This is a genomic window from Hansschlegelia sp. KR7-227, assembly GCF_049446035.1.
Classification (GTDB): domain Bacteria; phylum Pseudomonadota; class Alphaproteobacteria; order Rhizobiales; family Methylopilaceae; genus Methylopila.
This window is the reverse complement of sequence record NZ_JBMSEA010000002.1, coordinates 334925-358848: the sequence shown is the minus strand read 5'-3', so window position 1 is coordinate 358848 and position 23924 is coordinate 334925. Positions and strand designations below refer to the sequence as shown.

Annotated in this window: 20 protein-coding genes; 14 read left to right on the top strand and 6 right to left on the bottom strand. The window is 69.0% G+C overall.

Annotation, left to right across the window (positions count from 1 at the left end):
- Nucleotides 1–2 precede the first annotated feature (2 nt).
- Nucleotides 3–1064: an FUSC family protein gene (locus ACO2RJ_RS17085; RefSeq protein ID WP_423269326.1), complete on the bottom strand. Its 1062-nt coding sequence runs from the start codon at nucleotides 1062–1064 to the stop codon at nucleotides 3–5.
- Between the two features lie 110 nt (nucleotides 1065–1174).
- Between ACO2RJ_RS17085 and miaB the strand changes: the two genes are divergently transcribed.
- The 8 genes from miaB (at nucleotide 1175) to trmB (ending at nucleotide 9452) form a co-directional block, all read left to right on the top strand.
- Nucleotides 1175–2560: a tRNA (N6-isopentenyl adenosine(37)-C2)-methylthiotransferase MiaB gene (miaB, locus tag ACO2RJ_RS17080; RefSeq protein ID WP_423269325.1), complete on the top strand. Its 1386-nt coding sequence runs from the start codon at nucleotides 1175–1177 to the stop codon at nucleotides 2558–2560.
- Entirely contained in the window at nucleotides 2557–3624 is a 1068-nt protein-coding gene (locus tag ACO2RJ_RS17075) for a PhoH family protein (protein ID WP_423269324.1), read from the top strand. The genes miaB and ACO2RJ_RS17075 overlap by 4 nt, the downstream gene beginning before the upstream one ends.
- The gene (ybeY, locus tag ACO2RJ_RS17070) at nucleotides 3621–4136 is read left to right on the top strand and encodes an rRNA maturation RNase YbeY (protein WP_423269323.1); all 516 of its coding nucleotides are present in this window, start codon (nucleotides 3621–3623) and stop codon (nucleotides 4134–4136) included. Before ACO2RJ_RS17075 ends, ybeY begins: the two co-directional genes overlap by 4 nt.
- Nucleotides 4137–4139: 3 nt before the next feature.
- Nucleotides 4140–5123: a hemolysin family protein gene (locus ACO2RJ_RS17065; protein WP_423269322.1), complete on the top strand. Its 984-nt coding sequence runs from the start codon at nucleotides 4140–4142 to the stop codon at nucleotides 5121–5123.
- A 37-nt stretch (nucleotides 5124–5160) separates the two neighbouring features.
- On the top strand, nucleotides 5161–6756 hold the full coding sequence (gene lnt / locus ACO2RJ_RS17060; protein ID WP_423269321.1) for an apolipoprotein N-acyltransferase: 1596 nt from the start codon (nucleotides 5161–5163) through the stop codon (nucleotides 6754–6756).
- A 137-nt stretch (nucleotides 6757–6893) separates the two neighbouring features.
- The gene (locus ACO2RJ_RS17055; protein WP_423269320.1) at nucleotides 6894–7304 is read left to right on the top strand and encodes a helix-turn-helix domain-containing protein; all 411 of its coding nucleotides are present in this window, start codon (nucleotides 6894–6896) and stop codon (nucleotides 7302–7304) included.
- A 152-nt stretch (nucleotides 7305–7456) separates the two neighbouring features.
- The gene (gene metK, locus ACO2RJ_RS17050; RefSeq protein WP_423269319.1) at nucleotides 7457–8626 is read left to right on the top strand and encodes a methionine adenosyltransferase; all 1170 of its coding nucleotides are present in this window, start codon (nucleotides 7457–7459) and stop codon (nucleotides 8624–8626) included.
- Nucleotides 8627–8753: 127 nt separating this feature from the next.
- Nucleotides 8754–9452: a tRNA (guanine(46)-N(7))-methyltransferase TrmB gene (gene trmB, locus ACO2RJ_RS17045; RefSeq protein ID WP_423269318.1), complete on the top strand. Its 699-nt coding sequence runs from the start codon at nucleotides 8754–8756 to the stop codon at nucleotides 9450–9452.
- Between the two features lie 25 nt (nucleotides 9453–9477).
- Here trmB and ppa read toward each other — a convergent pair whose 3' ends face one another.
- Nucleotides 9478–10017 carry an inorganic diphosphatase gene (gene ppa / locus ACO2RJ_RS17040; protein ID WP_423269317.1) on the bottom strand — a complete coding sequence of 180 codons (540 nt, stop codon included), beginning with the start codon at nucleotides 10015–10017 and terminating at the stop codon, nucleotides 9478–9480.
- A 73-nt stretch (nucleotides 10018–10090) separates the two neighbouring features.
- Between ppa and hrpB the strand changes: the two genes are divergently transcribed.
- A complete protein-coding gene (gene hrpB / locus ACO2RJ_RS17035) occupies nucleotides 10091–12583 on the top strand; it encodes an ATP-dependent helicase HrpB (RefSeq protein WP_423269316.1) in 2493 nt (830 codons plus the stop codon).
- Between the two features lie 25 nt (nucleotides 12584–12608).
- Here the strand turns inward: hrpB and ACO2RJ_RS17030 are convergent, their stop codons facing one another.
- Nucleotides 12609–13541 (bottom strand): AEC family transporter, encoded by a 933-nt coding sequence (locus ACO2RJ_RS17030; protein ID WP_423269315.1) that lies wholly within the window; start codon nucleotides 13539–13541, stop codon nucleotides 12609–12611.
- Between the two features lie 223 nt (nucleotides 13542–13764).
- Here ACO2RJ_RS17030 and ACO2RJ_RS17025 point away from each other — a divergent pair, with 223 nt between their 5' ends.
- Nucleotides 13765–14862: a response regulator gene (locus ACO2RJ_RS17025; RefSeq protein ID WP_423269314.1), complete on the top strand. Its 1098-nt coding sequence runs from the start codon at nucleotides 13765–13767 to the stop codon at nucleotides 14860–14862.
- Between the two features lie 10 nt (nucleotides 14863–14872).
- Here the strand turns inward: ACO2RJ_RS17025 and ACO2RJ_RS17020 are convergent, their stop codons facing one another.
- The 3 genes from ACO2RJ_RS17020 to ACO2RJ_RS17010 all read right to left on the bottom strand — a co-directional run bounded on the left by ACO2RJ_RS17020 (nucleotide 14873) and on the right by ACO2RJ_RS17010 (nucleotide 17927).
- Entirely contained in the window at nucleotides 14873–16924 is a 2052-nt protein-coding gene (locus ACO2RJ_RS17020; protein ID WP_423269313.1) for a methylmalonyl-CoA mutase family protein, read from the bottom strand.
- Nucleotides 16925–17063: 139 nt separating this feature from the next.
- Nucleotides 17064–17417 carry a YkvA family protein gene (locus tag ACO2RJ_RS17015; RefSeq protein ID WP_423269312.1) on the bottom strand — a complete coding sequence of 118 codons (354 nt, stop codon included), beginning with the start codon at nucleotides 17415–17417 and terminating at the stop codon, nucleotides 17064–17066.
- Between the two features lie 66 nt (nucleotides 17418–17483).
- A complete protein-coding gene (locus ACO2RJ_RS17010) occupies nucleotides 17484–17927 on the bottom strand; it encodes a metallopeptidase family protein (protein WP_423269311.1) in 444 nt (147 codons plus the stop codon).
- Nucleotides 17928–18174: 247 nt separating this feature from the next.
- Between ACO2RJ_RS17010 and ACO2RJ_RS17005 the strand changes: the two genes are divergently transcribed.
- The 4 genes from ACO2RJ_RS17005 (at nucleotide 18175) to ACO2RJ_RS16990 (ending at nucleotide 23901) form a co-directional block, all read left to right on the top strand.
- Nucleotides 18175–18477 carry a hypothetical protein gene (locus ACO2RJ_RS17005; protein WP_423269310.1) on the top strand — a complete coding sequence of 101 codons (303 nt, stop codon included), beginning with the start codon at nucleotides 18175–18177 and terminating at the stop codon, nucleotides 18475–18477.
- A gap of 249 nt (nucleotides 18478–18726) precedes the next feature.
- Nucleotides 18727–20709 carry an acyl CoA:acetate/3-ketoacid CoA transferase gene (locus tag ACO2RJ_RS17000; protein ID WP_423269309.1) on the top strand — a complete coding sequence of 661 codons (1983 nt, stop codon included), beginning with the start codon at nucleotides 18727–18729 and terminating at the stop codon, nucleotides 20707–20709.
- A gap of 102 nt (nucleotides 20710–20811) precedes the next feature.
- Nucleotides 20812–21642, top strand: coding sequence for a class I SAM-dependent methyltransferase (locus ACO2RJ_RS16995; RefSeq protein WP_423269308.1), 831 nt, complete (start codon nucleotides 20812–20814; stop codon nucleotides 21640–21642).
- 285 nt (nucleotides 21643–21927) lie between these two features.
- Complete coding sequence (locus ACO2RJ_RS16990; RefSeq protein WP_423269307.1) at nucleotides 21928–23901, top strand: right-handed parallel beta-helix repeat-containing protein; 1974 nt, start codon at nucleotides 21928–21930, stop codon at nucleotides 23899–23901.
- Nucleotides 23902–23924 lie beyond the last annotated feature (23 nt).

The following is a 23924-nucleotide window of genomic DNA, read 5'->3' as shown; positions in this document are numbered from 1 at the left end:
GGTCAATCGCCCGAGGCGACGTCCCGCGCCTCGCCGAGGCGATCCGCGAGGTCGCTGAGATTGCCCGAAAGGTTCCTGAGCGCGAAGACGAGGCCGAGCGTCGGCACCGCGTCCCCAACATCGATGCCGACGGCGCTCTCGCCGTCGCGGATGTGGGCGACGGCGTCGTCCAGCGCCGCCCGCTTCAGCGCGAGCTGCTCCCGCGCCGGCCCCGGATCGTCGCCCGCTGCGAGCGCGTCGAGAAGGTCGGCGGCGGTCAGAAGGAGATCGGCGGCGGACGGTCCGACGATCCTGCGCGCGGCGTCGGGAGCGGCCGCGAGCGCCCGCTCCACGGCGACCGAGTCGTTGCGCACCCGCCACAGCGTGCGGGCGAGCGCCGAACGCGCCTCCGCGGTCGCTCGGCCGCCGGGCGCGCGACGGGCGTCGGCGACCGATTTCTCAAAAACGGCGAGCTTGCGCCGGATTGCGTCCTGCTGTCCCAGAAGGAGATGCGCGGAGTCCGGATCGCGCCGGCGGTCGGGCGCGCCGCGCAGCAGCCTCGCAAGATCGGCGACGATGAGGCGCGCCTCACGCGCGATGTCCCGGTCGAGCCGGTTGGGGAAGACGGCGAGCGTGACGACCACGCCGACCACGCAGCCGAGCGTCACCTCCAGCACCCGCTCGACCGCGACCGCCAGCTGGTCCGGCTGGTTCGCGGTCGCGACCAGCAGGATCGCGGCCGTGACAGGCGCGAGCTTCAGCATCGGCCGCCCGGCGGCGGCGAAGGCGAGGGCCGCGACGACGACCGTCAGGGTGACCGACGTCGTGACCAGCGAATGCGGGTGCAGAAAGGCCGCCACCCCTCCGACGGCCGCGCCGACCAGCGTCCCGACCGCGCGCTCCTGGGCGGCGGCGAGCGTTCCGCCGACGCTGCCCTGGACCACGATCAGCGCGGAGATCACGCTCCAGTAGCCCTGCGGCAGGTTGAGCAGCGTCGCCAGCACGAAGGCGGACCCGGCCGCGACCGCGACCTTGGCGGCGAGGCGCAGATCGGCGGCGTGACGGTCGGTGAGACGGAGGGTCATTCAGGTTTCATGATGCTGCGGCGCTATTCTCTCACGGGCGGATTCGCGTTAAGGCTTTATCTGACGGGCTCGCGCGCCGTCGCCCCTGCGGAGTCCTTAGACAGTTTCGAATGACAGCCCGAAATCCCAAACTGTTCGTCAAGTCCTACGGCTGTCAGATGAACGTCTACGACGCGGAGCGCATGGCTGACGCCTTGGCCCCCGAAGGTTACGTCGCGGCGGAGAGCGCCGAAGACGCCGACGTCATCGTGCTGAACACCTGCCACATCAGGGAGAAGGCGGCGGAAAAGGTCTATTCCGAGCTTGGCCGCATCCGGAAGATGAAGGCCGAGACGGGCCGCGCCCCGCTGGTCGCGGTCGCGGGCTGCGTGGCGCAGGCCGAGGGCGCGGAAATCCTCAAGCGCGCCTCGGTCGTCGATCTCGTGGTCGGCCCCCAGAGCATCCAGCGCCTGCCGGAGCTTCTGCGCCAGGCGAAGGCCGGCGCGCGACCCGTGGACACCGATTTCGCGGTCGAGGAGAAGTTCGAACGTCTCGCCGCGCCTGCGCCGAAGGCGATCCGGGGGCGCGGCGTCACCGCGTTCCTGACGGTTCAGGAAGGCTGCGACAAGTTCTGCACCTTCTGCGTCGTGCCCTACACGCGCGGCGCGGAGGCCTCCCGGCCGGTCGCCCAGGTGGTGGCGGAGGCCGAACGGCTCGCCGCGGCCGGCGTGCGCGAGATCACGCTGCTCGGCCAGAACGTCGACGCCTATCACGGCGAGGGTCCCGACGGACGGCCTTGGTCGCTCGCGCGTCTGCTGTATCGGCTCGCGGAGATCGAGGGCGTGGCGCGGCTGCGCTACACCACGAGCCACCCGCGCGACATGGACGACGACCTGATCGCAGCCCATCGCGATCTCGCCGCGCTCATGCCCTATCTGCACCTGCCCGTTCAGTCCGGCTCGGACCGGATCCTGAAGGCGATGAACCGCAAGCACACGGCCGACGACTATCTCCGCCTCGTCGACCGCGTCCGGGAGGCGCGGCCCGACCTCGCGCTGTCCGGAGACTTCATCGTCGGCTTCCCCGGCGAGACCGAATCGGATTTCGAGGCGACGCTCGCGATCGCGCGCGCGGCCGCCTACGCCAGCGCCTTCACCTTCAAATACAGCCCCCGGCCCGGCACGCCGGCCGCGGAGCGCGACGACCAGGTCGACGATGGCGTGAAATCGGAACGGCTTCATCGCCTCCAGGCGCTCATCGCCGAGCAGCAGACCGAATTCGCCCGCTCATTGGTCGGCCGGCGCATCGACGTGCTGCTCGACCGGCCGGGCCGCCATCCCGGACAAGTCGCCGGGCGCTCCCCCTATCTTCAGCCGGTGCAGCTTCCGGCGTCCTCCGGCTCGGTCGGAGACGTCGTCGAGGCGGTGGTCACCGACGTCGGACCGAACAGCCTGTTCGCCGCGCCTGCGGGCGACGCGCGCGAGCGTCCCAGAGTGCTCGTGGAGGCGACCGCTTGAGCGCGGAATCCAACGTGCGCGGGTTCGACCCGCTGCGCGGCGCGGCGGCGCCGCGCCGGGTCGGGGCCGCCCGACCGGTCGAGGCGTCGGCGCCGGCGGAGGTGACGATCGCCTTCGACGACAACCGCCACGCCTCCAGCCTGTTCGGGGGCCACGACCAGAACCTGGCCTTTCTCGAGCGCCGGCTGGGCGTCGAGGCGACGGTCCGCGGCAATCACGTCGCGATCCGCGGACCGGCGGAGGCCTGCCAGCAGGCTCGCAAGGTGCTCGAGAGCCTCTACGAACGCGTGAAGCGCGGCGAGCCAGTCGCGCTCGGCGACGTCGACGGCGCTATCCGCATGACGCTCTCGCAGCGCGAACTGTTTCCCGCCGAGGGCGCCGGACCTCAGACCGGCTTCGCGCAGATCTCGACCCGCAAGAAGACGATCGTGGCCCGCACCGCGGCCCAGGACGCCTATATGCGGGCGCTTGCGAAGCACGAACTGGTGTTCGCGACCGGCCCGGCCGGCACCGGCAAGACCTACATCGCCGTCGCCTGGGCCGCGGCCCTGATCGAGCGGGGCGAGGCGGACCGCATTATCCTGTCGCGTCCGGCCGTCGAGGCCGGCGAGCGTCTCGGCTTCCTGCCGGGCGATCTGAAGGAAAAGGTCGATCCCTATCTCCGCCCGCTCTACGACGCGCTCTACGACGTGATGCCGCCGCAGCAGGTCGAACGCGGCATGACCTCCGGCATGATCGAGATCGCGCCGCTCGCCTTCATGCGCGGCCGCACTCTGGCGAACGCCGTCGTGCTGCTCGACGAGGCCCAGAACACGTCGTCGATGCAGATGAAGATGTTCCTGACCCGTCTCGGCGAGAACAGCCGGATGATCATCACCGGCGATCCCACGCAGATCGATCTTCCGCCGGGCCAGGTTTCAGGCCTCGCCGAGGCGGTCGGCCTGCTGGAAGGCGTAGAAGGTATCGGCGTAACGCGCTTCACGTCGGCCGACGTGGTGCGGCACGAACTCGTCGCCCGGATCGTCCGCGCTTACGAAGACGCGCATGAAAGTCCGAAAGTGTGAGCCCGGATCGATCTAGTCCCGTCGCGCTCGAGACCGTGCGCGACAGCGACCTGTGGAACGCCGTTCCCGACGCCGAGGCGATCGTCGCCTCGGCCGTCGACGCCGCCTTCGCGGAAGCCCGGCTCGTCTGCCGCGACGGAGCCGAGCTTGCGGTCACCCTCGCCGACGACGCGCGGGTGACCGCGCTCAACGCGGAATGGCGGGCGAAGGACAAGCCCACCAACGTGCTCACCTTCCCCGCGGTCGAGCCGGATGAGACGGCGAACGCCGAGATGCTCGGCGACGTCATCCTCGCCTTTGAGACCGTCGAGCGGGAGGCCGCGGCGGAGGAAAAGTCCCTCTCCGACCACCTGTCCCATCTCGTGGTGCATGGCGTGCTGCACCTCTTCGGCTACGATCACCTCGACGACGAAAGCGCCGAGGCCATGGAGACGATCGAGATCAGGGCGCTCGCCCGGCTTGGGATCGCCGACCCTTACGCCGACCTCGACGCGACAGAATTGGCCTCCTGAACCATGTCCTCGACCGACCACCGTCATCTCCCGCAGGCCAGTTCGAGCGACGCGGACGGATCGCGCGACAACTGGATCGAACGGCTGCGGACCTTCGTCGGCCTCGGAGCCCATCCGACTGCGCGCGAGGACATCGCCGAGGCGCTTGACGGCAGCACGGACGACCTCTCCGTCGACGCCCAGGAGCGCGCCCTTCTCCGCAACGTGCTGGCTCTTCGGGAAACCCGCGTCGACGACGTCATGGTCCACCGCGCCGACATCGTCGCGGTCTCGGAGGACGTGACGCTCGGCCAGTTGCTCTACACCTTCGCCGACGGCGGGCATTCGCGGCTGCCCGTGCATCACGGCTCGCTCGACGAGCCGACGGGCATGATCCACGTCAAGGACGCGCTGGCCCTGTTCGCGCGGCGCGCCGAGGGCGAGAGCGGCGCCTTCGAGCCGTCGTCGGTCGACCTCGGCGCCCGCATCGCCGACGTCGACCTCGTGCGCCCGGTGATCTACGCGCCGCCCTCCATGCCCGCCGCGAACCTGCTCGCCCGGATGCAGTCGATGCATGTCCATCTCGCGCTCGTCGTCGACGAATATGGCGGGGTCGACGGTCTCGTGACGATCGAGGATCTGGTCGAGATCATCGTCGGCGACATCGAGGACGAGCACGACGAGGAGGCGTCCGCGAGCATCCGGCCGGACGGAGAGGGCGGTTTCATCGCGGACGCCCGAGCGCCGCTCGACGAGGTCGCCGAGGCCGTCGGGCCGAGCTTCGACGTCGACGCTTTTCTCGACGAGGTCGACACGATCGGCGGCCTTCTTGTCACGCTCGCCGGACGCGTGCCCTCGCAGGGCGACGTGATCGACGGGCCTGGCGGTCACCGGCTCGAGGTGCGCGAAGCCGACCCGCGCCGCGTCATCGAGGTGCGGATCGGTGGCGCGTCCAAGCGCGACGTCCCCGAATCGGATAGGCCCGGAAACGCCGCCGACGCGGCCTGACGTCCTCGCCTTCCGAAGGCCGGCGCTCCGGAGCCCCATGACTCGACGTCTTGAGATCGTCTCCGCCGTCGCCTCCTGGGCGACGCTGACCCATGGCTGGCGGCGCGCGGCGCTCGCCTTCGTCGCCGGCGCGCTCTCCGCGCTCGCCATGCCGCCGTTTTCCCTGTGGCCGATCCTGGCCCTCACTCTTCCCGTCGCGGTGTGGCTCATCGACGGCGCCGCCGGCGCGACGCGGACGCGTACCGCGCTGATCGCGGCGGGCGTCGGCTGGTGCTTCGGCTTCGGCTACTTCCTGGCGGGGCTGTGGTGGATCGGATCCGCCTTTCTGGTCGACGCGGACGTGTTCGGCTGGCTGCTGCCGTTCGCGGTGACGGGTCTGCCGGCGCTGCTTGCGACCACCACCGCGGCCGCCTTCGCGCTCGCATGCGCGTTGTGGAGGCCCGGCTGGCGCCGCGTGCTGGTGTTCGCGGCGGCGCTCGGCCTCGGCGAACTTGCGCGCGGCCATGTCTTCACCGGCTTCCCCTGGAACTCCTTCGGCTACGCGCTGGCCGACCAGGCCTGGCTCGGGCAGTTCGCATCGGTCGTCGGAGTCGAAGGGCTGACCTTCGTGGCCCTGGCGATCTTTTCCGCTCCGGCCGTCCTCGCCGACCCGCGTCCCGCGGGGCGCTTCCTGGCGCTCGCCGGCGCCGCGCTCGCGGGGCTCGCCGTCTTCGGCGCGATCCGGCTGTCGCTCGCCGAGCCGCGCTTCGACGAGACGCTCGCCGTGCGGGCGATTCAGCCGGAAATTCCGCAGGATATGAAGTCGCAGGACGCGCAGGGCGGCGCGATCCTGGACGCCTATATCGCCCTGACCGACGAGGCGCGCGGCCCCGACCGGCGCGGCTTCGCGGACGCCAAGCTGGTCGTCTGGCCGGAATCGGCCTTCCCCTTCCTGCTGTCGCGCTCGCCGGAGGCGCTCTCCCGGATCGGCGACAATCTGCCGGCCGGGTCCGTGCTGGTGACCGGCGCCGTGCGCGCGGAGCGCAAGCGCGAGGAGGACGCGGCGACGTTCTGGAACGCCGTCCACATGATCGGCGACGACGGCTCGATTCTTGCCACTTACGACAAGATCCACCTCGTCCCTTTCGGCGAGTACCTGCCCTTCCAGGCGACGATGGACGCGCTCGGATTTGAGGCCGTGACGCGTCAGCGCGGCGGCTTCGCCGCGGGGAGCCGGCGCGCGCTGATCACGCTGCCCGGCGGACGCCGCTTTCGGCCGTTGATCTGCTACGAGGCGATCTTCCCCGAGGAGGTCGCGGCCGATGAGCGGCCCGATTTCATTCTGAACGTGACGAACGACGCATGGTTCGGTCGCACGCCCGGACCGTATCAGCACGCCGCGCAGGCGCGCGTGCGATCGATCGAGCAGGGCCTCCCGATGGTGCGCTCGGCGAATGGCGGCGTCTCCTTCGTGATCGACGCCTACGGACGAAATGTCGCGTCGCTGGACCTGGGCGTTCGCGGCGTGGTGGACGCCAAGCTGCCGCTTGCGATTGAGCCGACCTTATACGTTGCGACCCATGGTCTGCTTTACCCGCTTTTTCCGCTCGCCTTCGGGGTTTTCGCGTGGCGGCGACGGCGTGAGGCTGTTTGACAAGCGTTGGCTCCGATGACCATTTACCGCCGCTGGGAGCCGCTATCGACGATAGGGCTCGCAGTCGTTCGTGCAGGTTGAAACAGGAGTTGTACGGCGGGGGCGACGCCGCACGATTGGTTGCTAGGAGAACTTCGATGATTAAGAAGACGCCCAACCCGGTCGACAAGCACGTCGGCAGCCGGGTGAGAATGCGGCGCGTCTTGATCGGCATGAGTCAGGAAAAGCTGGGAGAGGCCCTCGGCATCACCTTTCAGCAGATCCAGAAATACGAAAAGGGCACCAATCGCATCGGGGCCAGCCGGATGCAGCAGATCGCCACTGTCATGGGCGTCCCGGTTTCGTACTTCTTTGACGACGCCCCGGGAACCGAGGCCAAATTGTCCGGTTTCGCCGAGTCTCATGGTTCGGATTTCGTGGTCGACTTTCTGACCACCGCGGAAGGCCTTCAGCTCAACAAGTCTTTCGTACGGATCGCCGACGGCAAGGTGCGTCGAAAGATCGTCGAGCTCGTCTCGGCTCTCGCGGACGCCGCCCCCAAGGCGTGAGCCAGCGACCTCCGGCTCGGCGCTGGCGGCTCGCCCGCACGGTCCCCAGCAGGGCGCCGGGTCGGTCTTGACCGCCGGCGCGGCATCTGCGAAGCAAACGTTCCGTTCGGAAGATCGAACGTTTTACCGTTCAAACGGTCGGGGAGACGCCATTGGCCCGCGCTGATTACCTGTTCACGAGCGAGTCCGTGTCGGAGGGGCACCCCGACAAAGTCAGCGACCGGATCTCCGACGAGGTCGTCGACATCTATCTCGGCGCGCTGCCTGAGGCGCGCGTGGCCTGCGAGACGCTGTGCACCACGAACCGCGTGGTCATCGCCGGCGAGGTCCGCGGCCCTGACAGCATCACGACCGATCAGATCGTGGAAGCGGCGCGCGCCGCGATCAAGGACATCGGCTACGAGCAGGACGGCTTCCATTGGCAGAAGGCCGATGTCGCCGTTTACTTGCACGCCCAGTCCGCCCACATCGCGCAGGGCGTGGACGCGTCCGGCAACAAGGACGAAGGCGCAGGCGACCAGGGCATCATGTTCGGCTACGCCTGCCGCGAGACCCCGTCGCTGATGCCGGCGCCGATCTATTACGCCCACAAGATCCTTCAGCGGCTCGCCGAAGTGCGCCATTCCGGCGAAGCACCGACGCTCGCCCCCGACGCCAAGAGCCAGGTGACGGTGCGCTACGCCGGCGGCAAGCCGGTCGGCGTCACCTCGATCGTGCTGTCCACCCAGCACACCGACGAGACGCAGACCTCGAAGGACATCCGCGAGATCGTCGAGCCCTACATCCGCGAGACGCTGCCCGAGGGCTGGATCTCGGACGAGACCGTCTGGCACGTGAACCCGACCGGCTCCTTCGTGATCGGCGGACCCGACGGCGACTGCGGCCTGACTGGCCGCAAGATCATCGTCGACACCTATGGCGGCGCGGCTCCGCATGGCGGCGGCGCGTTCTCCGGCAAGGACCCGACCAAGGTGGATCGCTCCGCGGCCTATGCGGCGCGCTACCTTGCGAAGAACGTGATCGCAGCCGATCTCGCCGACCGCGCCACCATCCAGCTGTCCTATGCGATCGGCGTCTCCGAGCCGCTGTCGATCTACGTCGACCTGCACGGCACGGGCCGCGTCGACGAGGCGAAGCTCGAGAGCGTTCTGGGCCAGGTCATGAGCTTGTCGCCCCGCGGCATCCGCACCAAGCTGAACCTCAACCGCCCGATTTACGCGCGCACCGCGGCTTACGGCCATTTCGGCCGCGACGTCGACGCCGACGGCGGCTTCTCCTGGGAAGCGACCGATCTCGTCGACGCGCTGAAGTCCGCGTTCTGATCGGTCCAGATCAGTCTGGACTGCCCGATGCCCGGCCTGTCGCCGGGCATCGTCGTTTGAGGCTTCACTCCATGACGCATGACGGCGTCGGCGCGCCTCGCCCACTCCCTTCCCGACACGAACCGCAATGACCGAGCGTCCCGACGATCCGCGCCGCGGAGGCTCCTTTTTCGGACGCCGGCGCGGCAAGACGCTGCGCGCCGGCCGGGCCGCCACGGTCGCGGATGCATTGCCGGGGTTGAACCTCGACCCTGACGCGTTGCCGGACGAGCTCGCGACGCTGTTCGGAGCGGAGGTCCGCGAGGTCAGGCTGGAGATCGGCTTCGGCGGCGCCGAGCATCTGCTGCATCGGGCGCAGGAGGCGCCCAATGTGGGCTTCATCGGCGTCGAACCGTTCATCGACGGCATGGCGAAGGGCGTCGCCGGGGTCGTGCGGCTGGGGATTGAGAACGTTCGGCTCTACGACGACGACGCCACGCGCCTGCTGGACAGGCTGCCGAGCGGATCGCTCGCCGGCGTCGACCTGCTGTACCCGGATCCATGGCCGAAGACGCGTCACTGGAAGCGGCGCTTCGTCTCGGAAGAGAACCTCGCGCGCCTCGCCCGCGTGCTGCGGCCGGGGGCGCTGTTTCGCTTCGCTTCCGATATCGACAGCTACGTCGCCTGGACGCTGGCCCATGTCGCCCGGTCGCCGGATTTCGAATGGACCGCGGAGCGCCCGGTCGCCTGGCGCGCGCCTTGGGAAGGCTGGCCCGGCACGCGCTACGAGGCCAAGGCGATCCGCGAAGGCCGGGTCGGGACCTATCTGACGTTTGAGCGACGCTGACGGCAGGCGCGAGCGGCGCGCCAGCTCAGAGCTTCTTGCCCGCCTTGGCGCGCTCGATCGCTTCGACGATCATGCGCTGCGCCTCTTCGGCGTCGCCCCAGCCGAGCGGCTTCACCCACTTCTCGCCTTCAAGGTCCTTGTAGTGCTCGAAGAAATGCGCGATCTGGCTGAGCGTGATCTCGGGCAGATCCGTGTAGTTCGTCACGTTCTCATAGCGCCGCGTCAGCTTGGGCGAGGGGACCGCGATGATCTTCTCGTCCAGCCCCTTCTCGTCCTCCATCTTGAAGACGCCGACGGGGCGGCAGTTGATGACGCCGCCTGGGACGATCGCGCGGGTGTTCGCCACCAGAACGTCGATCGGATCGCCGTCGTCGGACAGCGTGTGCGGCACGAAGCCGTAATTCCCGGGATAGCGCATCGAGGTGTAGAGGAAGCGGTCGACGACCAGCGTGCCCGCCTCCTTGTCCATCTCGTACTTGATCGGTTCGCCCCCGATGGGCACCTCGATGATCACGTTGACGTCGCTCGGAGGGTTGTTGCCGATCGCGATAGCTTCGATGCGCATGGACGCTCTCTTGTCTCGAATTTCAGCCTGTCTAGCGGAGCGGCCCCACCTCCGGCAACCGTGATGGGGGGTCATGACGCCGAAACCCTTCGCTGAGCGGCTGAGCGCCGGCCCGCGCCTGCCGATCGACGAGGCTCTCCCACGTCTCCTGTCCGCGCTCGACGCGCGGAACGCCGCGGTTCTCGTCGCGCCGCCGGGCGCCGGTAAGACCACGCGCGCGCCGCTCGCGCTGCTCGACGCGCCGTGGCGCGGGGATCGGAAGATCCTCGTTCTGGAGCCCCGGCGGCTCGCGGCGCGCGCGGCCGCGGCGCGCATGGCCGAGACGCTGGGCGAACGCGTCGGCGAAACGGTCGGCCTGCGCGTCCGGCTCGGCTCAAAGGTGGGTCCGAGGACCCGGATCGAGGTCGTGACCGAGGGCGTCTTCGCCCGGATGATCGTCGACGATCCCGAGCTCGCCGACGTCGCCGCCGTGCTGTTCGACGAGTTTCACGAGCGCTCGCTCGACGCCGACCTCGGACTGGCCCTCGCCCGCGACGCCCAGACGGGTCTGCGCGAGGACCTGCGGCTCCTCGTCATGTCCGCGACGCTCGACGGCGCGCGTGTGGCGGGGCTGCTCGGCGGCTGCGAGGTCGTCGAAAGCGCTGGCCGCTCCTTCCCCGTGGAGACGCGCCATGCGCCGCGGGACGCCCGAACCCGGGTTGAGGACGCCGTGGCGTCCGTCGTGCGTCGTGCGCTGGCCGAAGAGGAGGGCGGCGTGCTCGTGTTCCTGCCCGGCCGCGCCGAAATCCGCCGCACCTCCGAGCGGCTCGCCGGCCTCGGCCCGGATGTCGACCTCGTGGAGCTCCACGGCGGTCTCGACCCGCGGGCGCAGGACCGCGCGGTCGCGCCCGCCGGGCCGGGACGCCGCAAGGTCGTTCTGGCGACCTCGATCGCCGAGACCTCGCTCACGCTGGAAGGGGTGCGGGTGGTCATCGATTGCGGCCTCGCCCGCGAGCCGCGCCACGAGCCCGCGCTCGGCCTGACGAGGCTCGAGACGGTCAGAGCCTCGCGCGCCGCGGTGGACCAGCGCCGCGGTCGGGCCGGGCGCACCGCCCCCGGCGTCTGCTACCGGCTGTGGGAGGAAGCCGCGACAGCGAGCCTCGAACCCTTCGCGCGGCCGGAGATCCTCGCCAGCGACCTCGGCGGCTTCCTGCTCGATCTTGCGGCCTGGGGGGTGACCGATCCCGCGACGCTCGCCTTTCTCGATCCGCCGCCGGCGGCGGCGCTCGCGGAGGCGCGCGCGACGCTCGTAGCGATCGGCGGGCTCGACGCGGACGGACGCATCACAGCGCGGGGCCGGACGCTGCGCTCCATCGCCCTGCCGCCCCGGCTCGCCGGGATGCTGCTCGACGCCGCGGAAGGGGAGGGGGCGCTCGCCGCGCAGGTCGCGCTGCTTGCGGTCGAGCGCGGGCTCGGCGGCGATAGCGTCGACCTCGGCGCACGGCTCGAGCGCTTCGGCCGGGAGCGCGGGCCCCGGGCCGAGGACGCGCGCCGGTTGGCGGAGAGCTGGCGCGTCGCGGCGGGCGCGCCGGCAGGCGGACCGATCGACGCGTCCCGCGCCGGCCTGGTGGTCGCGCGCGCCTTTCCGGACCGCATCGCGAAGGCGCGCGGGGGAAAGCCCGGCGCCTTCCTGCTCGCGAACGGCCGCGGGGCGGCGCTCGATCCCGCGGAGCCGCTGTCGCGCGCGTCCTATCTCGCGGTGCTCGACGTCACCGGCGTCGCGCAGGAGGGCCGCATCCTGCTCGCGGCGGCCCTCGACGAGGCGGAGGCGATCGAGGCCGCGGGCGACCGGGTTGACGAGAGAGACGACGTCGCCTTCGACGCCGGCGCGGCCGCAGTGAGGCGTCGCGCGCGGCGAAGGCTTGGCGCGATCACGCTCGCCGAGCGCCCGCTCGCGGTCGCGCCCGGCGTAGAGACGGCGCGGGCGCTGGCGGAGGGCGTGGCGGCGCTCGGCCTCGATCGGCTGCCCTGGAGCCGGGCGGCGAAAAGCCTGATGGCGCGCGCCGCGTTTTTGCGCCGCGCGGAGCCCGAGGCGGGCTTTCCCGACCTGTCGGACGAGGCGCTGCGGACGAGCGCGGCGGAGTGGCTCGCGCCCTTCCTCGGCTCGGCGACGTCGCTGCGCGAGATCGACGAGGGCGTCTTGTCGGCGGCGCTCGACGCTCTGCTTCCCTACACGCTCCGCCGGCGGCTCGACGCGGAGGCGCCCAGCCATTTCGCTGCTCCGTCCGGCTCGCATCTGCCGATCGACTATGAGGGCGAGGAGGGGCCGGCGCTCGACGTGCGGGTGCAGGAGCTGTTCGGGCTCGACCGCCACCCGACGATCGCCGGCGGCCGCGCGCCGCTGACGCTGCGGCTGCTGTCGCCTGCCCACCGTCCGATCCAGGTGACGCGCGACCTTCCAGGCTTCTGGCGCGGCTCGTGGAAAGAGGTCCGCGCCGAGATGCGCGGGCGGTACCCGCGGCATGTCTGGCCGGAGGACCCCGCCGCCGCGCAGCCGACGAGCCGCGCCAAGCCCCGCGGGACCTAATCGACAAGCCCCGCGAGGAACGTGGTCAGGCCACGCCGAGCACCACGAGCCAGATCGAGACCGTGACGACCGACAGCGCGGTCGACACCGCGACGGCGGTCGAGGAGGTCGCCTCGCCCACCTTGTAGCGGGAGGCGATGAGGTAGCCGTTGACGCCGCAGGGCATCGCCGCGAACAGCAGCGCGACCCCAGCCCACACCGGCGGCACGTCGAGAAGGTGGAAGGCGAGAACCCAGACCAGAAAGGGATGCACGATGAGCTTCAGCGTCACGATTCCCGCCACGGCCTTCAGGTCGTTGCCGAAGCCGAACTTCTTCAGCGCCAGGCCCATCGCGATCAGCGCGCAAGGGCCGGCGGTGGCCGCGAGCTGGTCGACCACCGATTTGACCCCTCCGGACGGCGCATAGTCGAAGCTTTTCGCCAGCACGCCGGCTGCGAGCGACAGGATGATCGGATGCGTGACCAGCGTCGTCGCAAGCCGGCGCGCGATGGCGAGCGGCGCGCCTTCGGCGTCGGCGCTTTCGATGAGAAGCGCGGCGGCCGACATCATGATCGGCAGGTGGATCGCGAGCAGCAGGAACAGGGGAACCGCGCCGGCGTCGCCATAGACCTTCAGGATCAGCGGCACGCCCACCAGCACGGTGTTCGACTGGGCCGAGGAGAAGCCATGGATCGCGGCCTCCTGCCGGCTGCGCCCGAACGACTTGACCGCAAGAAGCATCGCGACGCCCCAGACCACGGCCGCCCCTCCGAAATAGGCGGTCCAGTAGCCCCACGGGTTCTCCGCTGGGCTCGATCCAGTCGAGAGCGTCCGGAAGATCAGGCTGGGCACGGCGATCAGGAACACATAGTCCGACAGCCCGTCGCCCGCGCGGTCGCCCAGCAGCTTCAGCCGCCCGGCGAGATAGCCGAGGCCGATCAGCCCGAAGGTCGGCAGGATGACGGCGACGAGGTCCATGGCGGAGATCAGCCGGCGGGGGACAAGGGGCGCGGAGGAGGCCTCGGGCTGCCGTTAAGCTCTTGATCGATGGGGGTCAACGCCCCCGCCCAGGGCGGCCGCAGGCTGGGGATGGGCGGGAGATCGGGATGTATTGCGCGATTGGTTTAGCCCATCCTTAAAACCCCGGAGTCCAGTGTCGCCTTAACGATCCCCATGCCAAAAGCCCTGGAGCCATGCCGACATGAGCGCGAGCGCGAGCCTTGTCGACGACGCGTCCGCGTCAGACCCGACGCACCGGATCGCGGTCGCGGCCCATGAAATCCGTACGCCGCTCGGCGGCGTGCTCGCGCTCGCCGACCTCCTGCTGGCGGAAGACCTGACCGAGGCGGCTCGCGGCCATGCGAGCGCACTGAAGAGCGCGGCGGAGCATCTGCTCGAGATCGCGACCACGCTGCTCGGCGGCGAGCCTGTCCGCCGTCCGGACGCGCTCGCGATCGATGATCTGCTGACCCGGGTCGGGCCGCCGATCGCGGCCCGGGCCATGGCGAAGGGCCTGATCTTTCGCGCGACCCGGGGACCGGGCGTGCCCGACCGAGTCGTCGCCGACGAAGGCGCGCTGCGCCAGATCGTCGACAACCTCGCCGACAACGCGCTGCGGGCTACCGCGCGCGGATCGGTGGAGCTCGCCATCGAGCGGGTCGGCGGCGCGGCCGACGCCGTCACGCTCCGCATCGCCCTGCGCGATACGGGGCCGGGCGTCGGAGACGCTCCCGAGCGGCTGTTCGAACCCTATGTCCAGGGGATGGGCCCGTCGGGCGCGGCGGGGCTGGGGCTGACCGTCGTCGCCGAAGCCGCCAAGGCGATGGGCGGGCGCCTCGAGGCGTCGAATCGTCCGTCCGGCGGCGCCGAGTTCGCGGTGGTCGCGTCCTTCCCGGCCGTCGACCGGCCGGGCCCGGCGACCAGCGGGGCGCGCGTGCTCGTCGCCGAGGACAACGAGATCAACCGGCGCGTCATGGTCACGCTGCTCGAGCATTTCGGAATGGCGTACGACATGGTCGAGAACGGCGAGGCGGCGGTCGCGGCGGTCGCGGCGGGGGAGTACGACGTCGTCCTGATGGACGCGGTGATGCCGGTTCTCGACGGGTTGTCGGCGACGCGGCAGATCCGGGCGCTTGACGGCCCGAAGCGGGCGGTCCGCGTCGTCGGCGTCACCGCCCGCGCCTTCAACGACGAGATCCGCGCCTTTCGCGAGGCGGGCGCCGACGCCGTCGTGACGAAGCCGATCTCGGTCGCGGCGCTGTGGAGCGCGATCGGCGAGCACGAGCGCCGCTGGGCGTGATGCGCCCCGCTCAGGCGGCCTTTTCGCCCGCGCCCTCGGCGATCTTCACGATGTCGGCCATGATTGCGGTCAGGTCGAAGTTCTTCGGCGTGTAGACCGCGGTCGCACCCATCGCCTTCAGTTCGCGCTCGTCTTCCGGCGGTATGATGCCGCCGACGATGACGGGCACGTCGTCGAGCCCTTCCTTGCGCATCCGCTCCAGCACGTCGCGCACCAGCGGGATATGCGAGCCCGACAGGATGGACAGCCCAACGACGTGGACGCCCTCTTCGAGCGCGGTGTTGACGATTTCGGCGGGCGTCAGGCGGATGCCCTCATAGACCACCTCGAACCCGCAGTCGCGGGCCCGGACGGCGATCTGCTCGGCGCCGTTCGAGTGGCCGTCGAGGCCGGGCTTGCCGACCAGCAGCTTGAGGCGTCGGCCGAGCGCGTTCGAGGCGGCCTCCACCGCCTTGCGCACCTTGGCGATCTCGCCGCCGTCGGTCGCCTCGCGCGCGGCGCGGCCGACGCCGGTGGGCGCGCGGTATTCGCCGAAGATCTCGCGCAACGTCGCGCCCCATTCGCCGGTCGTGACACCCGCCTTGGCGGCCGCGATCGACGGCTCCATGACGTTGCGGTCCTCCTTCGCGGCGGAGGCCAGTTCGGCGAGCGCCTTGTCGACGGCCTTCTGGTCGCGCTGCTCGCGCCACGCCTTGAGACGCTCGATCGCGTCCTCGCCGACATGCTCGGGCACGACCTGAATGGAGCCGGCGCCGGTCGACAGCGGCGAGGGCTCGCCCTTTTGATACCTGTTGACGCCGACGACGATCAGTTCCCCGGATTCGATCGCGGCGAGCCGCCGGGCGTTGGATTCGACCAGCCGCCCCTTCATGTAGCCGGCTTGCACCGCCGGGATCGCTCCGCCCATGTCGTCGATGCGGGCGAGCTCCGCGCGCGCCTCCTGCTTCAACTCCTCGACCTTCTCCGCCATCACGACCGAGCCGTTGAAGATGTCGGCGTATTCGAGGATGTCGGTCTCATAGGCGAGGATCTGCTGGGCGCGCAGCGACCACTGCTGGTCCCACGGCCGCGGCAGCCCGAGCGCCTCGTTCCATGCCGGTAACTGCACGGCGCGCGCGCGGGCGTCCCTCGAGAGCGTGACGGCGAGGGTCTGGATCAGGATGCGGTAGACGTTGTTCTCGGGCTGCGGCTCGGTCAATCCGAGCGAGTTGACCTGGACGCCGTAGCGGAAGCGGCGGTTCTTCGGGTCTTGCACGCCGTAGCGGTCGCGCGTGATTTCGTCCCAGAGATCAACGAAGGCGCGCATCTTGGCGATCTCCGTGACCAGCTTCATGCCGGCGTTCACGAAGAAGGAGATGCGTCCGACCGTCGTCGCGAAGGTCTCATCGTCGAGGCCGGCGGCCTGGACCTCGTCGAGCACGGCGATCGCGGTGGCCAGCGCGTAAGCGAGCTCCTGCACCGGCGTCGCCCCGGCCTCCTGCAGATGGTAGGAGCAGACGTTCATCGGGTTCCACTTGGGCATCTCCTTCGTCGTGAAGGTGATGACGTCGCGGATCAGCCGAAGCGACGGCGCGGGCGGGAACACATAGGTCCCGCGCGACAGATATTCCTTGATGATGTCGTTCTGCGTCGTGCCGGTCAGCGCCGCGCGATCGGCGCCCTGCTCTTCGGCGAGCGCGGCGTACAGCGCGAGCAGCCAGGCGGCCGTCGCGTTGATCGTCATCGAGGTGTTCATCTTCGCGAGCGGGATCTCGTCGAAGAGCGCCCGCATGTCGCCAAGGTGGGAGACCGGCACGCCGACCTTGCCGACCTCGCCGCGCGACAGGATGTGATCGGGATCGTAGCCCGTCTGCGTGGGCAGGTCGAAGGCGACCGACAGGCCGGTCTGGCCGTTGGCGAGGTTCGCCTTGTACAGCCTGTTGGAGTCCGCGGGGGTCGAGTGGCCCGCATAGGTCCGGAACAACCAGGGTTTATCGGCCATGTTCGCTGACGCCTCGCGGGGTAGACTGGCGGCGCAAGGGCGCCCGCCGACAGTCTTTAGCTCACGTGTGCGGCGCCGCAATGGGCCGATCGTCGGAAGCGCTGCTCCGCCGGAGCGAAAGGCCGCGCGGGCGAGGGTTGAGCCCGTCCGACCGGGGGCCTTCGCCGGCGCGGGCGTTCAGCAGAGTCGCATGGACCCAGAGACCGACAGCGCCGCTCGCTCACCCTGCGGCGTCGAACTCCTCGTCCGCGAGCGTGCGGCGCGCGGCGTCCCGGTGACGGTCCTTCATGTGAACGCGCACCGCAGCGAGCGCGGCGGCCAGAATGCTGGCGTCGTCGGCGAAGCCCATCAGCGGCATGAAGTCCGGCATCGCGTCAAACGGCAGCACGAAATAGGCGAGCGCGCCGATCAGCGCCGCGCGGACATGCATCGGGGTCTCGCGGTCGAGCGCGCAGTAATAGGCCGCGACCGCGTCCTCGGCGAAGGGAATGCTGCGAGCGACACGTTTGATCTTCGGCCAGAAGTCCCGCTTCACCCGGGCCTCGTCTGCGGCGTAGTCGCTGTCGGTCGCCATCGATCGGATCGTCCTTCGCGGGAAACGGCACGTCTCACGATAAAGTGGCCTCGTCGGCGCCCCCGATCAAGCCTCGGCGGCGTCCGCCGCCGCCTCGATCGCCTCCATGTCGTCGTCCGACAGGCCGAGATGGTGGCCGATCTCATGGACCAGCACATGGGTGACGATCGCGCCCAGAGTCTCGTCGTGCTCGGCCCAGTAGTCGAGGATCGGGCGGCGATAGAGATGCACCATGTTGGGGGCCTGTCCCGTCCGCGCTTCCGCCTCGCCCTGCGCCAGCCCTAGGCCGGTGAAGAGACCGAGGAGGTCGAACTCGCTCTGAGCTTCGAGCGCGGTCAGCACGTCGTCGGTCGGGAAGTCGTCGACCCGCAGCACCACGCCGGCGGCGAGCGCCCGGAAGGACGCCGGCAGACGGGCGAAGGCGTCGTCGGCGAGACGCTCGATCTCTGCAAGATCGGGCGCTGAAAGCGCGCCCCAGTTCACGGCGGACGCCGGCCCGGTCTCGCTCATGTCGCGCTCCTTCCGCACCCTGTCGAATTTCGGCGCATAGACAGCTCCGATGGCCGGTCGACGCCGCGCAGGGGCGCGCTAATTACCCCGTGCCAATGATCAGAACAAAGGCTCGAACCGGGCCAGCGCCATGAACGTCGCGTGAACGCCGGGCTCACCCTGAGTTCACAGGACGTTAGGAATGATCGGGACACAGACGGAGCAGGACAGACAAGGTCCGCCCGAAGGAACACACGAGGAGAATGACATGAAGGGCCTGATTCTTTCGACCAGCCTCGCCGCCGCTCTCGGCGCCTTCGCGTTCGCGCCTGCGAGCGCCGCTCCGATCGCGACCCACGGAACGATCCTCGCCCCGGTCGTCGCCACCGACGTGGCGTGCCGCACCGTGAAGAAGACCGTGTGGAACCGCGGCGTGAAGCGCGTCACGACCAGCCGCACCTGCGATCGTCCGCGTTACGTCGAGCGTCGCGTCTACCACCGCGATCGCCGCTACGGCTACTCGCGCCCCTACGTCCGGCCGGGCGTCTCGATCGGCATCGGCGTCCGCTGATCGGCGAGGGACCGTCTCGGTCCCGATTCAGAAACGCTCTCAGGCCCGGCCGTCCCCCGACGGCCGGGCTTTTTTTGCGTCGCCGCGGGGTCGCGTCTTGCGCCGACCGGATTACGACAATCGCTGCATTGCGCGCCTTCCGGGTGCTTTCTACGGTTCCCGAGCCAAACCTTGGCCGCCGATCCCTCATGCCAGCGTGGCATGCCGACGCGCGGAGGAGACGGCGGGCGGCGGCAGGGAGCGTACGGCGTGAAGAAGAACAAGGTCATCACGGCTGACGAGGCCATCGCGCTGATCAATGACGGCGACGTCGTCACGACCACCGGCTTCGTCCAAAGCTGCATTCCCGAAGCCCTGCACGCCGCGCTCGAGAAGCGCTTTGTCGAGACCGCCGCGCCCAAGGGGCTCACGCTGATCATGACGGCGGGCGCCGGCGATTCGAAGGGCCTCGGCACCGGGCGCCTGCACCATGAAGGCCTGCTGAGCCGCGTGATCGCCGCCAATTTCGGCCGGATGCCGAAGGTCGCGCAGGCCGCGAAGGACAACAGGATCCGCGGCTACAACCTGCCGCAGGGCGTCATCTCCCAACTCTATCGGGCTTGCGCCGCCGGCCAGCCCGGCCTGTTCTCCAAGGTGGGGCTGCACACCTATGTCGACCCGCGCCACGGCGGCGCCAGGGTGAACGAGCTTACCCAGGAGGAGATCGTCAAGGTCGTCGAGGTCGATGGCGAGGAGTGGCTGTTCTACACCGCGACCAAGATCGACGTCGCCTTCATCCGCGGCACCTCGGCCGACCCTTCCGGCAACATCACCATGGAGAAGGAGGCGCTGACCCTCGACTGCCTCGCGCAGGCGATGGCGGCGCGCAACAATGGCGGCGTGGTGATCGCCCAGGTGGAGAGGATCGTCGACGACGGCTTCCTGTTGCCGAAGGACGTGCGGGTGCCGGGCATCCTGGTCGACTGCGTGGTGGTGGCCGACGCCGAGCATCACCGGATGAACTATGGCGTGCAGCATTCCGCAGCGCTCGCCGGCCAGATCCGCGTGCCCGTCACCGGCATCGCGCGCATGAAGCTCGACGCCCGCAAGATCATCGCGCGCCGGGCCGCCTTCGAGCTTCCGCCGAACGGCGTGGTCAATCTTGGCGTCGGCGCGCCGGAGGGCATCTCCTCGGTCGCGAACGAGGAGAAGATCACGCCTTACATCACGCTGACCACCGAGGCCGGGGCGGTCGGCGGGGTGCTCGCGAGCGGGTCGAGCTTCGGCGCGGCGACCAACGCCGACTGCGTCATCGACCAGAACCAGATGTTCGACTTCTACGACGGCGGCGGCCTCGACATGACCTGCCTCGGCATGGCCGAGTGCGACGAGGAGGGCAACGTCAACACCTCGAGCTTCGGCGGCAAGCTCAACGGCTGCGGCGGCTTCATCAACATCAGCCAGAACGCCCGCAGCGTGGTGTTCGCCGGCACCTTCACCGTCGGCGGCCTCGAGGTCGCGGTCGAGGGCGGCAAGCTGAAGATCGTGACGGAAGGCCGCTCGCGGAAATTCATCAAGCGCGTCGAGCAGAACACCTTCAGCGGCCCCTACGCGCAACGACGCAGGCAGCCGGTGATCTACGTCACCGAACGATGCGTCTTCCAACTCACCGCAGAGGGGCTGGAGCTGATCGAGGTCGCGCCGGGCGTCGACGTCGAGCGCGACATCGTCGCGCATATGGAGTTCCGGCCAATCATCAACGCGCCGGCGCTGATGGATCCGCGCATCTTTGGCGAAGAGCCGATGAACCTGATCGCCGACCTGCTGAACCTCGGTCTGGCGGAGCGCATCAGCTACGACGCGGCGCGGAACATCCTGTTCCTGAACCTCGAGGGCTGGCAGGCGCGCTGCAAGGCCGACATCGAAAACCTGCGCGAAGCCCTGGTCGCAGCCTGCCGAAAGGCCGGCCGCAGAGTGAACTCCGTGGTCAATCACGACGGGTTCAAGATCTCCGAGGCGCTATACGACGACTATGCCGAGATGATCGAATATCTGGTGGAGCATCACTACGAGACCACGACGCGCTACGCCACCAACGCCTTCCTGCGCGTCAAGATGCAGGAGGCGCTGAAGAAGCGCGGCCTCGCCCCGCACGTGTTCGAGCGCCGCGAGGACGCCCACGCCTTCCTGGAGCGGGCCGCGACGGTGCAGGCGGCGTTCGGCGAATGCGACGAGGTCGCGTCGGCCGCCTGAGGTTGGGCGGCGTCGCGCGCGCCCCGCGGGTCTTCCGCGCGCGATTTGCCGTGAACGGCGCGCGTGATAGACAGACTTGCGCATCAGATTTGCGGGGGACAGATGACCGACGGCAGCGATCTTGCTCGTTTTCTGAATTCGGCGCCATGGAGCAATCTAACCTTCAACGCGCCCAAGCCCGCGCACGACGCAAAGGGCATGCTCACCTGGTTCGAGCGCATCATGCTGGCGTGGCTGACCAGCGAACTGTACGACGGCAAGGGGGAGATCGTTGAACTCGGCGTGTTCCTGGGATCTTCTACGATTTCGCTAGCGTCGGGGTTGGAACTCAACAAGAAGGTTCCGGCCGACAATTTATTGAAACGTATTCACGCCTACGATCGTTTTATTGGACACTACGAGGCTAACTGGGTACGGAAGAACACCACCTTTGAAATCGGAAAAGACAACAATTTTCTTTCGGTCTACCGCGAGAACATCAAGAACTACGAAAAATATGTCGAAATCAACGTCGGGGATTTATGCGAGAAGACCTGGCGGGGTGGCGACATCGAGATATTGTTCGTCGACGTCCTGAAGAGCCCTGAGCTCGCCGACAAGGTGATCAACGATTTCTTTCCCAGCATGATGCCGGGTAAGACCGTTCTCGTCATGCAGGACTACATCTTCCAAGAGTTGCCCTATACGGTCATCGTCATGGAGCACTTCGCCGAGTATTTCGAGCGTGCGGGCGACACGTGGCGAAACAGCGTGCTCTACGTCAACACCAAGCCCATTCCACCGGCGATGATGGCGTCCTTCAAATATCATCGCCTGCCGGAGGCGCTGCGGCTCCATTATCTGATGCAGGCGCTGACGAAGCAGCGAACGTTCGCCCAGCGCGAATGCGTCGCCCACCTGATCAGCGATTTCGTCACCAACAAGTTCCGCTGACGGCCAGACGGTCAGGCCGATCGCGTCGGCCCGACCGTCCTACGTCCCTGTTCGGCCGGCGAGCGCGGCGAAAGCAAGTCAGTAGGCGGCAAACAGCCGGCTCATGGTCGGCGTTTCGATCTCCCGCCGGGCTCGTCCAATGGCGCCAGAACGTTGATCGACGGCGGGCTTCCGCCTGCGATTGAGGTGCGGTAGCGTCGATCGAGACCAGGGGGCGTGCGGAAACCGAAGGACTGGGCTCGGGCGGCCGTCGCGACGGCCTCTGCGGTTTGTTCGGGACGGGACGTGAGTATTTTGCGCATCGATCGGCGGCAAGTTCTGCTGGGATGCGTCGGCGCGGCGATCGTCGCCGGGGGCAGGGCGTTCGCCGATCCGCTCCCGCCGAGGTCGCGACCCGGCGCGCCGGCCGACACGCCGCTTTTTGGACCGGTCGACCCTGCGGCGTCGCCCTTCGACGCCGACCCCTCGGGGCAGATCGACAGCTTCGCCGCCTTCGCCGCGGCCGTCCGCGAGGCCATTCGCCGGGCCCGGGTCAATGGCGGGACGGCGCATCTCAAGCCCAGTCCCGGCCGTTATCTGATCCATTGGGACGGCGTGACGGGCTACAATCCACACACTAGCGGGTCGACCTGGATCAACCAGCGCTTCTGCTTCGTGTTCAACGATCCGGCGGTGAAGGAGGTGATCGTCGACCTCTCCGGCGTGGAGTTGCTTCAGGGCGGCGCCGACTGGACGCAGTGGGCGTCGATGTTTCTGGTCGTGGGCGGAAAAGCGACATTCCTGGGGAGCGGCGCCAAGCTCGACTATGTGAACCCGCCCTTCCTCCAGGGCGCCGTCGAGGCGATCGGCGACTCGACGATCGACATCCGCCTCGACCCCGGCCACGCAACGCTGCCGAGCTTCGACGAAATCTTCGAAATCACGCAGTTTTCGGACCACGATGCGCAGCGCGACGAGCGCTATCCGCTCTCGATCGCCTTCCTGCGCAGCAGTTACGCGGCGACGCCGGGGCCAGCGCCGATGGCCGAGATCGAGCCCGGACTCTATCGCATCTCGGGCTTCACGCCCTGGGAGATGTCGCAGCTGAAGATTCGGGCCGCGGTCGGGACCTTCGTCGCCGCGAAAGGCTCCAAGGACGGGCCCGCCTGGTTCAACACGATCGGCTGCGACCCCGTGCGCATCGCGGGTTTCGACTGCTATGCCTCCGGCGAGAGCTTCGCGCTCAACACGCTCTCGCGGAACATCGCCTTCATCGACAACCGCATCGCGCCGCGCCCGGGCTCGGGGGCCGTCGTGTCATGCATGCGCGGGGGCGCGGAGGCGTTCGACTGCGGAGGCGAGATCACCGTGCGCGGGTGCGAAATGGTCGGAACGGGGGATGACGCCGTCGCCGTCACCGGCAGCGCGCTCGCCCGCATGACGCGTCTGGGTCCGGCCTCGTTTCGCGCCTACAGCACCGGCTTCTTCTACGGCGTCCCTCCCGCGGGCTCGCGCTTCGTGCTCTACGACGCCGCCTACGTCGAGAAGGCGAGAGGCCGGCTCGACCGCATCGGCCCGCACCAGCCAGGCTTTCTCCGCGACATCGACGTCACCCTGTCGTCGGGGGAATTGCCGTCGGACATGACGGGGTGCGTCGCGACCATGCCTGACTTCCAGCCCGTCGCCGACGTTTCGGACCTTCGCATCCGCAACATACGCGGACGCGCCGTCTACACCGGCGCCGGGGGGCGCTATCGTCGACTGACGATCGAGAACACCTCGGACGAAGGCATCCTGCTGCAGCCGACCAAGGGCCAGCAGTTGGCCTCGGCCTTCGTCACGGACGAGATCGAGATTTCCGACAACGACATCCGCGGAGCGTGTCGGCAGGGCTTCTATCCCGCCGCGATCAGGGTGTTCGCCTCGTCGACGTTGGACAGTCAGAAGGCCGCGCTCAACACGCCGCTCGGACATGTCCGGATCGAGAACAACACGATTCGCGACAGTCTCAATCAGGCGATCCTCGTCGCCGGCGCGCGGGAGGTGGCGATACGCGGCAACCGGGTCGACAACGTCGCGAAGCTCGCCCCAGGCGGCGAGCTTTCGGCGCTCGGCTTCGCCGAACGCGCGACCATCGGCCTGATCAACTGTGGGACCGTCACGATTTCCGGCCAGACGGTCGCCGGCGCCGAAGGGGCGACGCTCTACGCGACGTCGGCCCATGCCGGCGGCGCTATCGCCAGGGTGCTTGCGAGCGAAAACTCCGGTGCGGCGGAATGACGGCCCGTGCGCCGTCTGCTCTT